Genomic DNA, 15,030 nt, shown 5'->3' with positions numbered 1-15,030 from the left:
TGGACTAGAAGTTCTTCTTCAGGCCGACCTTGAAGACGCGGCCCAGCGGGTTCCCGTTGGTGACGTCGTAGTTGTAGAAGCTCTGGGCGAAGGGCGGGTCCGTATCGAGCAGGTTCTGCACGCTCAGATTGACCGTCGTTTCCCAGGGCAGTTTGATCTGCAGGTTCACGTCGTGCTGGAAGTAGTCATCCAGCTTGCCGACGCTCTGATAGACGCCGGTGGCGTAGTTGTAGCGGCAGTCGGCGGTAGCGCCGGCGCCCGCGTCACCCACACAAACGGGCGAGGCGATGGTGGTGCCTTCGCGATACAGCAGTTGGTAACGCAGGTTCCAGTTCTCACCCGCCACATTGACGAAGGCCGAGGCGCGGGTCTTGGGGAACGAGTAGAACTCGCCCGACAGGTCGTGCTTGCCGGCCCGGTCCAGCGCCGGGGCGATCGTGATCGAGGGATCTTCAAACAGGGTGGTGGCGCCGCGCTTGTATTCCTTGGTCAGAGTGGCTTCGGCGCCCACGGTGACCTTGGTGTCGAACAAGTCCATGCCGAAGAAGTTGTCGAACTCGTACTGGCCGCGCAGGTCATAGCCCGAGGTCTTGGTATCCTGACCGTTGACGATCTTGATGGTCGCCTGGAGCATGTTGGCGCCGCTGCAGACGCCGCCGATGAAGACGAAGCGCGCCGCGAAGGCGGGCTTGGCGCAGTTGGCGGCGTTGATCGCCCCGACCAGTTGAGCCGCGTCCTCGACGATCAGTTCCTTCTTGAAGTCGAAGGTCCAGTAGTCGACGGAGGCGCTGAAGCCGCCGGCGCTGATCAGGACACCGAGGTTGCCGGTGGTCGCGGTTTCGGGCTCGAGGAAGGGGTTGTTCTCCGTCACCACGGCGCGATAGGAGCCCGAGACTTGGCGGACGCCCTTGGTGCTGCCGGGCGTCAGGGCCGCCTGGCCCGGGGCACGGAAGGTGGTGCCCGCCGAGCCGCGGAAGGCCAGCCAGTCCATGGCCTGCCAGCGCGCGGAAATCCGCGGGTTGGTGGTGGAGCCGACATTGCCGCCGAAGTTCTCGTAGCGAACCGCCCCGCTGACCTCAAGGGTGTCGAGGACCGGCAGCTTGACTTCGGCGAAGGTCGCGCCGACGCGACGGTCAACATCGAAGTCCTTCTGGGCGCCGAAGAAGACGAAGGGACCCACCGGATTGGGGCAAAGGCCCTGTTGTCCATCGATGGAGTCGACGCAGGGGGTGGCCTGCACGTCACCGAGATCGGACCAGTCTTCCTGGCTGCGATCGAAGCGATACTGCACCCCGGCCGCCCAGGCGATGTTGCCGCCGGCCAGCGCGATGGCGGTTTCCTTATTCACCACCGCGTCGAACACCAGGATCTGGTTGGTGTTGACGTTGGTGTACTTGCCGTACAGCCAGGCCTTCATCTCAGGGTCATTGGCGACCGAAGCGACGTAGTACGGGTTGGTGTTCCCGTTGATGGCGCTGGTGGCGATGCCATTGCTGAAGGGGTTCAGATACTTGCAGTTTCCAACCCCGGGGGTGCCGGTGGTGTAGTTGCAGTTCGCGCCGCCCAGGCCGTTGAAGGCCCGCTGGATGCGGTTCACCAACAGGTCGTTGGTGGTGGCGATGCCCTTGTTCTCCATGAAGGTCAGGGCGGTGTCCCAGCCGATGCCGTCCAGGAGACCGCCTTCGAACCGACCGTTCAGGCCGGCGGACACCCGATACTGGGTCTGCTCGACCTGCTGGTGGTCGGCGCCGTCCGGATTGAGCGGATGGCCCTCGACGCCGATCAGCCGCCAGCTGGTCTGGCTGGTGGTGACGCCCGCGGCCATGCCGGCGCACTGGGCCGCGGTGAGCGGCGCGGCGCAGTTGGTGCGCAGGGCGATCAGGCCGGGGTTGCTGGCCGGGACGAAGAAGCGCGTCTGGTTGTTGAAGCCCGGCGCCACGAGAGCGCCGGAGGTGTTGGCGGTGGGGAACTGGGTGGTGAGGTTGGCGGGCGAGATGCGCTGATCAGGAACATCGTTGCGGTTCCAGGCGACTTCGGCGTGGAACCTGGTCTTGTCGGACAGGTCGAAGTTGACCTCGCCGTAGAGCTGATAGTGATGCTCTTCGTTCACCAGGTCGTTGAAGTTGCTGAACTGGTAGCGGCACAGCGCGCCGCCGCTGGCCACCGGCTTGAGGCCGCCGGACAGTTCCTGGGAGCCAAGCACATTACAGCCGTTGTCGCGGAACAGCGGGCCGCCGGTAGCCGTGCCGTAGGAGCCCGGGCTCGCCGAGCCGGACCAGCCGCCGTAGAACACCGACTCGAACGGGCGGACCGCGAAATCGCGATCCTGGGCGTCCAGGCGACCGCGTGCGCGGTAGCCGACGGTGATCAGGGCGTTGCCGTTGTCGAACACCTTGCCGTAGGCGAGGCTGGCGTCGTAGTCGCCGTCGGAGTCCTTGATGAAGGCGTAGTTGCCGTTGAACTCGAAACCGTCGAGGTCCTTGCGGGTGATGAAGTTCACCACCCCGGCCACGGCGTCGGAGCCGTAGGTGGCGGCCGCGCCGTCCTTCAGGATCTCGATACGGCCGATGGCGGCCGTCGGCATGAAGTTCAGGTCCTGGCCGCCGCCCTGGAAGGCCGCCGCGGTGGTGTCGGCGAGGCGTCGACCGTTCATCAGCACCAGGGTGCGCGACGAGCCGAGGCCGCGAAGGTTGATGGACGCGGTGCCGGCGCCGCCGTTGTAGCGGTTGCTTTCGCCAAGCGAGGACTGCGCCGCGGTCAGGGTCTTGACCAACTGCACGACGCTAGGGGCGCCCTGCTTGGCCAGTTCCTGCACACCGATCACGTCGACCGGCTGAGCGGCCTTTTCCGATGTTCCGGCGATGAATGAGCCGGTGACCACGACCTCTTCGACCGTGGTCGCTGCGGGCTGCGCGGTCTGGGCGGAGGCTGCGCCTGCCGCGCCGATGGCGAGCGCCAGGGACAGCATGGAGCCGCCGCAGAAATATCTGCTTTTAAAAATCAACTTGGTTTCCCCCTCAAGGAACGCCCTTTTTGCGGTGGGCGAATTTTGACTCTTGTGAAGGAACGATCATCCAACGGAGGACTGCGCGGCGCTAGAAATTTTTCGGGCGGGAAACATAACGCCGTTACGTGTTGCAGCGCACTGTGCAGCCCCGGAATTGGCGATTTTTGGCCGGCTTCTCTGAAACAGAGGGTTGTGCACTTGGCGAGGCCCGGAGGCGCGGTCGTTCCCCGGAATTTGCCGCCAAGAATGGGTTCCTGCGTTTTTGGATACCAACGATATCCCATCTTAGCGTGCAAATTGAGCGCGGCCGTCGACGCGTGGGCGGAGGGCGGGTGCGCCGCAGCATTGGCGGGCCGCCGCGGTGTTGCATCAAAGACGCGCCGGGCCGGAGAAGTGAAAGGCAGGGCGCCGCTACGGAACATGACGCCCCCGTCAACCACGCCGATCGGCACGGAGGGCGACTCAGCCGCCGGCTGGGGAAGCCCTCTCGCCGACCCAAAAGAAAACGCCGCCCTCGTGAGAGGACGGCGTTCCTTCGTTCGCTGGGCGGGGGCCGATGGCCCCAGACCGGGTCTTAGAAGCGCTTCTTCACACCCACCGACCACACACGGCCAAGCGGATTTCCGCTGCCCGGGTCGTAGTTGTACTGGGTGCCGATCGCGAAGGGCGGATCCTTGTCGAGGAGGTTCATCACCGAAAGGGTCAGCGCCGTGTCCCAAGGCAGTTCGGCCCGGTAGGTCAGGTCGGTCTGCCAGTATTCGGCGATCTTGGTCGTCGACTTCACCGCCGCGGCGATGTTGATCGAGTTGGGCTCGATCTGCGTCGTCGAGGAAACGTGCCGAACCTGGAGGCGCAGGTTCTGGCCGCCCATCGCCCAGTTCATATAGGCGTTGGCCCGCAGGCGGTTGTAGCCGGTGAAGATGGAGGCGCGATAGGTGCCCGCCCGCTTCGAGACGCCATCGGCGACCTTGTAGCCTTCGATGGAGTAGGACTCGTCGTCGTAGCTCAGCAGATAGGTGCCGTCGAAGCCGGTGGTCAGGTCGCCCCCCAACAGTTCGCCGACCGCCAGGTTGGCCTGGAAGTCGATGCCGTCGGTCTTCACCTTGCCACCGTTGATGTACTGGGTGCGGTAGGAGAGAACCGACCCACGGCCGCCCGAGCAGCCGGCGGGGTCGAAGGTGAACCGCGCGGCCAGGGCCGCGACGCCGCAGTTGTTGGCCACGCCGGGCTGGATCCGATTGCCGGCCGGGGTGGTCGGGAACATCAGGTTCAGCAGGTCAAGCGTGGCTTCCGAGGTCAGCTGATCCTGGAAGTCAAAGCTCCAGTAATCGACGGTGGCGTCGAAGCCACCGATCTTGACCACGGCGCCGACGCTGTAGGTGAGCGCGGTTTCCGGAGACAGGCCGGGGTTGCCGAAGAGGTCGTTGGCCCGGTAGGTGCCAGAGGCGTTGGTGAGGTTCCGCGCGAAGTTCGTCGTAGTCGTGGTCGCGGCCGGAGCCCGGTAGGTGGTGGAGACCGAACCGCGCAGGGCGAGCCAGTCCAGAGCCTGCCAACGCAGGGCCGCCTTCGGATTGAAGGTGTCGCCCTGGCCTTGGTAGTACTCGTAGCGGCCGGCGACGGACCCTTCGAGGCTGTCGGTGATCGGCAGCCGCACTTCGAAGAAGCCCGAGCCGATCTTCCGCTCCACGTCATAGGGACGCAGGTTGGCGTTGAACAGGAACGGGCCATTGGCCGTCGTCGGGCAGTACGGCGAACCGTCGCCGTAAGGCGGGCTGTCGACGCACGGCGTGGCGTTGGCGTCATAGGCGGTGTCGGGATCCTGGATCTGACGGTCGTAGCGGAACTGACCGCCGGCCGCCCAGGAGATGTTGTCCGAACCCCAGAGCTTGAACGGGCTCTCGCCGTTGAAGACGAGGTCAGCGACGAACAGCTTGGTGGAGATCTCGTTGCGCTGTTCTTCCTCCATCCAGTCGAAGACGGCGGCGCGGTTGGCGACGGCGTCGTTCAGGCCGGCGATCGTCGAGGAACTGGCCACATAGTAGGGGTTGGCCGGGACGTTCGAGGTGCTTTGCGCAATCGCGTTGGTGAAGGGGTTGAAGTAGAAGCAGCCCAGGGCCGCGTTGCCGGCGTTGGTGGTGAAGTTCACCGTTTCCGTCGCGGTGCACTGGTCGGCGGCGCCGGCCCGGCTGCCGTAGCCGCGAAGGCCGAGTTGCAGGCGGTTCACCGAAGTGTCCTGCAGGTTGTAGTTAAAGTCCTGCTCCTGGTAGGTCAGGCTCGCATCCCAGCCGATGCCGTTCTCGAACTTGCCCTTGAACCCGCCCGCGACGCGGAAGGTGTCGGTCTTGTACGAATAGTGGCTGTGACGGTCGGAGGTGTAGGGGTTGCCCGCGAAGCCGACAGGACGCCAGGCGGTCTGGCTGCCGGTCACGCCATAGAGGGCGGCGTTGGTCGCTCCGGCTTGAGCGGTCGCGAGACCGGTGGCGCAGGAGGCGGCGTCCACGCCATAGGGCAGTACCGGACCTGCGCAGCTGGCCGAACCGATCTGACCCAGCAGGGCGATGAGGCCGGGGTTGGTGTTGGGGATGTAGAACCGCGACTGTTCGCCGGTGCCGGCCGCCGGATAGGGCGAGACGCCGCCGCCGGCAGAGGCGCCGGAGGCGAGGATGGGCGCCGGGAACTGGTTGGGACCGGTGATGGCCCAGCTCTGGTTGGGCGTGTCGTGCGAGGCGTAGAGGACCTCGACATTACCTTCGATGTTGTCGGTGATGTCGACGTTCAGCTTGCCGTAGAGCTGGAAGTGATTTTCGTCTTCAACCAGGTTGTCGAAACTCGTGTACTGGAAGTTGCACGAGGTGGCGCTGACGATGGTGGTGGTCAGGATGTAGGGCGCGCCGCCATTGGCCGCGCAGCCGATGTCCGGCAGGGCGCCGCCGAAACTTGCGGCGGTGAAGCCGGTGTTGGGCGAACCGACCGGAGGCGTCGTGGCGACGTTGTACTGGCCGGGGTTCCCGGTGCCAGCCCAGCCGCCCAGCGGATTTTCGAGGTAGCCGCTCGTCCCGGTGCGCAGGGCCCAGTCGCGTTCCTTGACCGACATTTCCGAACGGTGGCGATAGCCGCCGGTCAGCAGCAGGTTGGCGCGATCACCCTTGTAACCGTAGGCGATGCTGCCTTCGTAGTCGCCGGCCGAGCCCTTGATGCCCTGGTAGTTGGCGTTGAGCTCGAAGCCCTGCAGATCGTTGCGGGTGATGAAGTTGACCACGCCGCCGATGGCGTCGGAACCGTAGGTGGCCGCCGCGCCGTCCTTCAGGACTTCCACGCGGCCGATGGCGGCGGTGGGCAGCAGGTTGATGTCCACCGAGGCGATGGCCTGCGGCGAGTTCGGCAGGCGCCGGCCGTTGAACAGCACCAGGGTCCGAGAGCCGGTGACGGCGGAGTTCAGGTTGCGAAGGTTGATGGTGGCCGCGCCTGAGCCGGAGCCGAAGCGGTTGTTCTCACCGATCACCGCGCCGGACGACGGGATGGTCTTGATGAACTGAACCATGCTGGGCGAGCCGCGGTTCGCGAGCTCCTTGGCCCCGATCACGTCGACGGGCAGAGCCGCGTCTTCGGGCGTGCCCGCGATGAACGAGCCGGTGACCACGACTTCTTCAACCGTGGCGGCCCCGTCCTGCGCAGCGGCGTTTCCAGCGAGCCCCATGGTCAGGGCGACGGCCAGAATCGATCCACCGCAGAAATATCTGCTTTTTGACATCTATGTTTCCTTTCCCCCTCCAACGGCCTGCGCCCGGTTTGAAATGCCCGGGAGCCATGCGGCCGTAGAGTGATGCAATCATCGGGCGTCTCGTCAGCGAGCGCCAGGGGTCGGTTTGGAATGTTTCCAGTTCGAAATGGTCGCCTGGAGCCGCTAAGATTTTGACATAACTGGCAAATATAATGTCCCGCAACATACCCGCAGTTGAAAAAACCCAAATCTGGACGTCGTAAATATTTAGACATCTGGTTTTAAACACAATTTTTGCGGGTAGGTTTTAGATAACAAGGTTCGCATCGTGCCGGTTTTTCGAAAAAACCGGCCAGTCGGTCGGTTGGTGGTGTCGGGGGCAAAAAAGGCAGTGTTGCAACACCGCCGCACCTTTTGGAAAAAGGCGTCACGGCGGAAACGCCACCTGACGCGGCGTCACCAGTCGGCGGCTTTCAGCCGGAATTGCAGGTGAGAATCGCCGGCCCTCAGACCCGCGGCGCGGCGCCTGTCAGCTCTGGGGAATGTCTGGGGGAACGGATGGTGGACGTGACAGGGATTGAACCTGTGACCCCCTCGATGTCAACGAGGTGCTCTCCCGCTGAGCTACACGTCCAGACCGTCAGGTCTCCCTTTCGGGAGCGGAGGCGGCGGTATAATGGAGCGCCGTTTCCGGCGCAAGCGCGGCCTTTAGGCTGCGGCCATCATGCGCTCGACCTCGGTGACGATCTCGCGCAGGTGGATGGGCTTGGACAGCACCTTGGCGCCGGGGGGGGCGCTCTCGCCGGCGGCCAGGGCCACGGCGGCGAAACCGGTGATGAACATGATGCGCAGGCCCGGATGCTTGGCGGCGGCCAGGCGGGCCACCTCGATGCCGTCCATGCCGGGCATGACGATGTCGGTGAGCAGCAGGTCCCAGTCCTGGTCGAGAACGGCCGCGGCCTCCTCGCCGTCGGCGCAGGCGGTCACGTCGTAACCGGCGCGCTCCAGGGCGCGGCTGAGGAAGCCACGCAGGGAATCGTCATCTTCGGCCAACAGGATCCGGGGCATGGGTGTTCCGCGCGAGTGGTCTAGAGGCCATACCATAGTGGGTGAGATGTAAACTCGCGATGAACCATCTCGAACGCGCCGCGCTGATCGTTTGACCGCCCGCGGGCGACGCCGTCATATGACCTTCAATGACCGCCTGTGAGCCCCTTGTCGCCGAGGACGCCGCGCCCAAGCCGGCGCCGGCCTTCGACATCTGGCGCGCAGGCCTTGAGGGTCAGCCGGCGCCCACGCCCCTGGTCTTCGCCTCCCCCCATTCGGGCCGGCTTTACCCCGCCGACATGATGGCGGCCACGGCGCTGGACGCCCTCGCCATCCGCCGCTCCGAGGACGCCTTCGTCGACGAGCTGATCGCGGCGGGTCCTGGCCTAGGCGCCACGGTGATCGCCGCCCGCCTCGCGCGCGCCTATATAGACGTCAACCGCGAAGCCTTTGAACTTGACCCGGCCATGTTCGCCGACGAGCTGCCCGACTTCGCCCGTGGCCGCTCGGCGCGGGTGGCGGCGGGCCTGGGCGCCATCGCAAGGGTGGTGTCCGAGGGGCAGGAGATCTACGCCCGGAAGCTGACCTTCGCGGAGGCCAGAGCCCGCATCGAACTGGCCCACGCCCCCTATCACGCCGCCCTGGCCCGTCTGTTGGGAGAGGCCCACGCCGGCCACGGCTTTGCGATCCTGGTGGACTGGCATTCCATGCCGGCCGCCGCGGCCAGGTCCAGCGGCGGCGCCTGCGACATGGTGCTGGGGGACCGGTTCGGCGCGGCCTGCGCGCCTGTGGTGACCCATAAGGTGGAGCGGGCCTTGGAGGCGATGGGCTACCGGGTCGCCCGCAACGCCCCCTATGCCGGCGGCTACACCACCGAACACTACGGCCGCCCGGCGCGGCGGACCCACGCCCTGCAGATCGAGATCAGCCGCGGGCTCTATCTGGATGAGGCGCGCCTGGAGCCCACCGAGGGGTTCGCCAAGCTCAAGAGTGATCTGCAGCAGCTCACCGCCATGCTGGCGGGGACTGACTGGAGCGGCCTGAAGACCGTGTAGGGCGGCCGCGAGCCGCTGTTTCTTTCCCCACCTTCGCGCGCCCAGGCGTCCGGCCAAAAAAAAGCCGGACCCGAGGGCCCGGCAGTTCATTAGGGAGGAAACGCCCAGGAAGGGCAGAGGCGACATGGCCGCCTCACAGGAATGAAAGTAAAGTGCGGCGCACAATTCTTCAAGGAAGAAAGCGCTGACATTGTAAGTTTTTTTGTCGCACTCGGATTTTACCGTTAAAATTCAATGATATGAAATTTGGCAATGTGGGGTATATGACTTGCTGCATTGCACAACAGCTCACCCACATGGTCGACGCCCGCGACGAGATTGCGCTGGCGGAAGCCCCCGCGCTCGCTTACAAGCCCCGCGCCCTTCCCGAGATAAGAATTAAATGTCGCTTCGCAACATCGCCATCATCGCCCACGTCGACCATGGCAAGACCACGCTCGTCGATCAGCTGCTCGCCCAGTCCGGCGTCTTCCGCGCCAACGAGGCGACGGTCGAGCGCGCGATGGACTCCAACGACCAGGAGCGCGAGCGCGGGATCACCATCCTGGCCAAGTGCACCAGCGTGCTGTGGCATGGCGAGGCGGGCGACACCCGCATCAACATCATCGACACCCCCGGCCACGCCGACTTCGGCGGCGAGGTCGAGCGGATCCTGGGGATGGTGGACGGCTGCGTCATCCTGGTGGACGCCGAAGAGGGCGTCATGCCCCAGACCAAGTTCGTCCTGGGCAAGGCCCTGAAGATGGGCCTCAAGCCGATCCTCTGCCTCAACAAGGTCGACCGGCCCCACGCCGATCCCGACCGCATCCTGAACGACGCCTTCGACCTGTTCGCCGCCATGGGCGCGACGGACGAGCAACTGGACTTCCCGCACATCTACGCCTCTGGCAAGAACGGCTGGGCGACGCTGGACCTGGCCAAGCCCAACGACAACCTGGCGCCCCTGTTCGACCTGATCGTGCGCCACGTGCCCGAGCCGGCCGTGGTCGAGAACAAGGATAAGCCCTTCCAGATCCTGTCGGTGCTGATCGAGAACGACCCCTTCCTGGGCCGCCTGCTGACCGGCCGCATCCAGTCGGGCAAGGCCACGCCCGGCATGGCGATCCACGCCCTGTCCCTGGACGGCACGGAAATCGAACGCGGCCGCATCACCAAGGTGCTGGCCTTCCGCGGCCTGAAGCGCCAGCCGATCGAGGACGCCGAAGCCGGCGACATCGTCGCCATCGCCGGCCTGTCGAAGGCCACCGTGGCCGACACTCTGTGCGCCATGGAGGTCAGCGACGCCCTTCCGGCCCAGCCGATCGACCCGCCCACCATCTCCATGACGGTCTCGGTGAACAACAGCCCGCTGGCCGGCCGTGAAGGCGACAAGGTGCAGAGCCGCGTGATCGCCGCGCGCCTGCTGAAGGAGGCCCAGTCCAACGTCGCCATCCGGGTGACCGAGACCTCCGACAAGGACGCCTATGAGGTCGCCGGTCGCGGCGAACTGCAGCTGGGCGTGCTGATCGAGAGCATGCGACGCGAGGGCTTCGAACTGTCGATCAGCCGTCCCCGCGTGGTGTTCCAGACCGACCCGGAGACGGGCGATCGCCTGGAGCCGATCGAGGATGTGATGATCGACGTCGACGACGAGTTCACCGGCATCGTCATCGAAAAGCTTTCGGCCCGCCGCGCCGAGCTCAAGGACATGGGCCCGTCCGGCGCCGGCAAGACCCGCATCAGCCTGATGAGCCCGTCACGCTCGCTCATCGGCTACCAGGGCGAGTTCCTCACCGACACCCGGGGGTCAGGCGTACTGAACCGCGTGTTCAGCCACTACGATGTCTACAAGGGCGCCATCGACGCGGGCCGCAAGGGCGTGCTGGTCTCCAACTCCGACGGCGAGACGACCGACTTCGCCTTGTGGAACCTCGAGGACCGCGGCTTCATGTTCGTGGGCGGCGGCGAAAAGACCTACCAGGGCATGATCATCGGGGAGAACTCGCGCGCCGACGACCTGGACGTCAACCCGATGAAGGCCAAGGCGCTCAACAACATCCGCGCATCCGGCAAGGACGAGGCCGTGCGCCTGACGCCGCCGCGCCGGATGACCCTGGAGCAGGCCATCGCCTATATCGAGGAAGACGAACTGGTCGAGGTGACGCCGAAGTCGATCCGCCTGCGCAAGCAGGTCCTGAACCCGAGCCTCCGCAAGCGCCGCGCCAAAGAAGAGTAGCCTCTCGGTGGCGCGCGATCCGGTCGAGCTTTCCGGTGCGGATCGCCAGGGCGCGCGCGAGCGCGCCTTCCGCCTGTTGGCCGGCACGGTCGCGGCCCTGTTCCTGGCCTTCGCCACCCTGGGCGGGGTCTTTCTCTGGTACGACAGCTCGGCCAACTGGGTCAGCCACACCCACCAGGTGCGGACCGGCATCAGCAATGTCCTGCAGGCCCTGACCGACGCCGAGTCGGCCCAGCGTGGCTATGTGCTCACCGGCGACCGGATGTTTGTCGACCAGTTGGCCCAGGCCCGCGCCCGGGCGCAGACCGAACTCGCCGACGTCGCAACCTTGACCAAGGACAATCCCGGCCAGCAGACGCGCCTGGCGACCCTGCGGGGGCAGATGGCCATCCGCCTGCAGATCATCGACAAGACCGTGGCCGCCCGCGCCGCCGGCGCGCCGGTGGCCGCCATCCGCATCATTCGCGAGGGCCGGGGCATCGCCGCCATGATCGAGATCCGCCGCCTGGTGGCGCAGCTGGACCTCACCGAGGCGCGCCTTGAGGCCCAGCGCGCCGAGCGCGCCGCGGCGGTCCGCGCCCTGGTGCTGGTGGCCCTGGTGGCCTTCGCCGCCCTGCTGGCCCTGCTGTTCGCCAGGGCCATGCGCGACCTCAATCTCGACCGCGAGGTGGAGGCCGACACCGCCGAGCGCCTGCGCGCCCTGCTGGCCGACCGCACCCTCCTGCTGGACGAGGTGAACCACCGGGTGAAGAACTCGCTGCAGCAGATCGCCAGCGTCGTGCGCCTGCAATCTCGCGCCGTGGTCCATCCCGAGGCCAAGGAGGCCTTGGACAACACCCTGAGCCGCATCATGGCGGTGGGCCGGGTGCATGAGCAGCTCTACAAGAGCGGCGCCCAGATCGACCGCTTCGACGCCGGCGCCTATACCGAGGCCCTGGCCCGCGAGTTGGTGGAGGCCATGGGCCGTGACGAGATCGAACTGGTGACCGCGGTGGAGCCGATTTCGCTCGACGTGCGGCAGGCGGCGCCTTTGGCGCTGATCCTGAACGAGTTGGTTACCAATTCCCTGAAATATGGTTGTCCGGAGAACCAGACGTGCCGCATACAGGTGACGTTCGGAACCGACGGGGACGACTATCGTTTGCGTGTGTCCGACAACGGGGACGGCCTGCCCAAGGGCTTTGATCCGAAGAAAACCAAGAGCTTGGGCATGAGGGCGATCGATGCGCTGACCCGACAGCTCGGGGGGCGCTTCGAAATCGAAGACGTGGATCGCGGCGCGAGTTTTGCAGTCGTCTTCCCGAGGAGTACCGTATGACCATGCGAATTATGGTGGTTGAAGACGACGCCCTGATTGCTCTCGACATCTGCGGTCTGCTGGAAGACCTGGGCCACGAGGTGATCGCCGAGGCCGCCGACGCCGGCGCCGCCTGGGACCTGGCCGAGGACGACAAGCCCGACCTCGCCCTGGTGGATATCCGCCTGGCCAAGAACACCGACGGCGGCAAGCTCGCCCAGAAACTCTATGATCAGCTGGGCGTCCGCTCGCTGTTCGTCTCCGGCTCCATCACCGACGAGTTCCGCAAGGCCATGGCCGCCATCAACCCCATCGGGTTCCTGGGCAAGCCCGTGACCCGCCGCACCCTGGGCGACGCCCTGGCCGCCGTCCACTAGCCCCTAGAACGCCAACTCCATGAAGACGTCGGCCCTCGCATAGGGGGTGGGCCGGGGCGGCAGCTCCACGAACCCCGCGGCGCTATAGACCACCAGCGCCGGCGCTTCCAGGCCTGCGCGTGACGAGGTTCGAAGGCTGCATGGCTGGCGCCTTGGCGCGGAAGCTGTGCTAGGCAAATCCCCGCTCAGGAGCGCGCCATGGCCCACCCCGTCTACGCCAACCTTCCGACCACCGTGTTCGAGGAGATGTCGGGCCTCGCCCGGGAACTGGGCGCCATCAACCTGGGCCAGGGCTTCCCCGATGACCCCGGCCCCCTGGCGATCCGCCAGAAGGCGGCTGAGGAGGTTCTGAACGGCTACAACCAGTACCCGCCCATGGCCGGCCTGCCGGGGCTGCGGCAGGCCGTGGCGGGGCACTATGGCCGCACCCAGGGCCTGGACCTGGACTGGAAGACCGAGGTCACCATCACCTCGGGCGCCACCGAGGCCCTGGCCGCGACCTTCCTGGCGCTGGTCCAGCCGGGCGACGAGGTGGTGGTGTTCCAGCCGGTCTATGACGCCTACCTGCCGCTGATCCGCCGGGCCGGCGGCATCCCCCGGCTGGTGCGGCTGGAGCCGCCCCACTGGCGGTTCAGCCGCGCCATGCTGGAGGCCGCCTTCACCGACAAGACCCGGTTCGTGGTGCTGAACAACCCGATCAATCCGGCCGGCGTCGTCCTGCCCCGGGAGGACCTGGAGCTGCTGGCGGAGTTCTGCCTGGCCCACGACGCCATCGCCATCTGCGACGAGGTCTGGGAGCAGGTGGTGTTCGATGGGGCCGCCCACATCCCCTTGATGTCGCTGCCGAATATGCGCGCCCGCACGGTGAAGATCGGCTCGGCGGGGAAGATGTTCGGGCTTACCGGCTGGAAGGTGGGCTTCCTCTGCGCGGCGCCCGAACTGACCCACGCCCTGGCCCGCGCCCACCAGTTCCTGACCTTCACCACGCCGCCCAACCTGCAGGCCGCGGTAGCCTTCGGGCTGGACAATCCCGGCGACTGGTTCACCGCCATGCCGACCGGCCTTGCGCGGTCGCGAGACCGGCTGGCGGCGGGGCTGACGGCGGAAGGGTTCAAGGTGCTGGCCAGCCAGGGGACCTACTTCCTCAATGTCGACCTGGCCGCCTCCGGCGTCAGCGAGCCCGACCGGGTCTTCGCGCTGCGGGCGGTGACGGAGGCCGGCGTCGCGGCCATCCCGGTCTCGGCGCTCTATGAGCAGGACCCGGTCACCAGCATCCTGCGGCTCTGCTTCTCGAAGGGCGACGCGACCCTGGACGGGGGGATCGAGCGGCTGGCCAAGGCGCGGGAGCTGTCGCGGAAGGCCGCCGGATAGCCAACATGTTGGTGGCCGCGGATGGAGGAAAACGCACCTGCGCGCCGCCCGCCGCCAGCCCTTGCCCCGCCTGGGTTTTCTGGCCCGCGGAGTGACCGACATGCGCCGACATGTGGGGGTTAGGGTCCCCCTCAATCCCCCTGGAAGCGGCCCGGGCGTTTCTCGAAGAAGGCCGCGACGCCCTCGCGGAAGTCGGCCGAGCGGCTGGTGAGCAGGTACTGGTCGCGGTCCATGAAGGTGGCGGCCGCCGCGCCGCCGGCCACCGCAGCGTTGACCGCCTCCTTGGTCATGCGCACCGGCAGGGGCGGCAGGGCCGCCAGCTTGGCGGCCCAGGCCCGCGCCACGGCCAGGGCCTCGCCGGCCGGCGCCACCTCGTCGCAGAACCCCCAGTCCAGGCAGGTGGCCGCGTCGGTGGCCTCGCCGAACATCACGAAGCGCTTGGCCCGGGCTGGCCCCACCAGGGCCGTGATGCGCGGCAGGCTGCGCCAGCTCATGTTTATGCCGAGCGGAACCTCTGGCAGCCGCAGATAGGCGCCGGCCCCCAGGATCCGGAAGTCGCAGGCCACGGCGAGCGCGCAGCCGCCGCCGATGCAGAACCCCTCGATGGCCACCAGGGTCACCGCCTCGATGGCCTCCCAGGCCTCGCACATGTCGGGGCCGGCCATCCCCGCCTCGCGGGTTTCCAGCAGGGTGGGCCTGCGCCGCTCGCCCTGGGCGGCGAGGTCGGCGCCGGCGGAGAAATAGCTCTCAGACCCGGTGAGGATGACGGCTGTGAGGTCGCTGCGCCGCCGCACCGCGCGGGCGAAATCGGTCAGCTCGGTCATCAGGGCGGTGTTGAGCGCGTTGCGGGCGGCGGGACGGTTCAGGGCCACCTGCGCCACCGCGCCCTCGCGGCGGACGCTCAGGTGCTCCCAGGCGTGGGCGAATGGATCCATGGCGG

The 15,030-nt window shown here is 66.7% G+C and carries 9 protein-coding genes and 1 tRNA gene; 5 read left to right on the top strand and 5 right to left on the bottom strand.

The features are described from left to right. Window positions 1–4: 4 nt before the first annotated feature. The 4 genes from JKL49_RS03120 to cpdR all read right to left on the bottom strand — a co-directional run bounded on the left by JKL49_RS03120 (window position 5) and on the right by cpdR (window position 7,796). Window positions 5–3,004, bottom strand: coding sequence for a TonB-dependent receptor plug domain-containing protein (locus JKL49_RS03120; RefSeq protein ID WP_215338253.1), 3,000 nt, complete (start codon window positions 3,002–3,004; stop codon window positions 5–7). Window positions 3,005–3,581: 577 nt separating this feature from the next. Then, window positions 3,582–6,758 carry a TonB-dependent receptor gene (locus JKL49_RS03115; protein WP_215338252.1) on the bottom strand — a complete coding sequence of 1,059 codons (3,177 nt, stop codon included), beginning with the start codon at window positions 6,756–6,758 and terminating at the stop codon, window positions 3,582–3,584. Window positions 6,759–7,287: 529 nt separating this feature from the next. Beyond that, window positions 7,288–7,362, bottom strand: a tRNA-Val gene (locus JKL49_RS03110). 74 nt (window positions 7,363–7,436) lie between these two features. Beyond that, on the bottom strand, window positions 7,437–7,796 hold the full coding sequence (gene cpdR / locus JKL49_RS03105; protein ID WP_215338251.1) for a cell cycle two-component system response regulator CpdR: 360 nt from the start codon (window positions 7,794–7,796) through the stop codon (window positions 7,437–7,439). A 128-nt stretch (window positions 7,797–7,924) separates the two neighbouring features. On the opposite strand from cpdR, the gene JKL49_RS03100 reads away from it, so the two are divergent. From JKL49_RS03100 to JKL49_RS03080, 5 genes are all read left to right on the top strand, one after another. Beyond that, entirely contained in the window at window positions 7,925–8,830 is a 906-nt protein-coding gene (locus JKL49_RS03100; protein ID WP_215338250.1) for an N-formylglutamate amidohydrolase, read from the top strand. A gap of 382 nt (window positions 8,831–9,212) precedes the next feature. Beyond that, window positions 9,213–11,045 carry a translational GTPase TypA gene (typA, locus tag JKL49_RS03095; RefSeq protein WP_215338249.1) on the top strand — a complete coding sequence of 611 codons (1,833 nt, stop codon included), beginning with the start codon at window positions 9,213–9,215 and terminating at the stop codon, window positions 11,043–11,045. A 7-nt stretch (window positions 11,046–11,052) separates the two neighbouring features. Beyond that, entirely contained in the window at window positions 11,053–12,363 is a 1,311-nt protein-coding gene (locus JKL49_RS03090) for a sensor histidine kinase (RefSeq protein WP_215338248.1), read from the top strand. Then, entirely contained in the window at window positions 12,360–12,719 is a 360-nt protein-coding gene (locus JKL49_RS03085) for a response regulator (RefSeq protein ID WP_215338247.1), read from the top strand. Before JKL49_RS03090 ends, JKL49_RS03085 begins: the two co-directional genes overlap by 4 nt. A 198-nt stretch (window positions 12,720–12,917) precedes the next feature. Continuing rightward, entirely contained in the window at window positions 12,918–14,090 is a 1,173-nt protein-coding gene (locus tag JKL49_RS03080) for an aminotransferase (RefSeq protein WP_215338246.1), read from the top strand. Between the two features lie 131 nt (window positions 14,091–14,221). Here the strand turns inward: JKL49_RS03080 and JKL49_RS03075 are convergent, their stop codons facing one another. Next, on the bottom strand, window positions 14,222–15,025 hold the full coding sequence (locus JKL49_RS03075) for an enoyl-CoA hydratase/isomerase family protein (protein ID WP_215338245.1): 804 nt from the start codon (window positions 15,023–15,025) through the stop codon (window positions 14,222–14,224). Window positions 15,026–15,030: the final 5 nt, after the last annotated feature.

Source organism: Phenylobacterium glaciei (assembly GCF_016772415.1).
In the GTDB taxonomy this organism is placed as follows: Bacteria; Pseudomonadota; Alphaproteobacteria; order Caulobacterales; family Caulobacteraceae; genus Phenylobacterium; species Phenylobacterium glaciei.
Note: the sequence above shows the minus strand (reverse complement) of the source record. Positions and strands in the feature narration are given on the sequence as shown.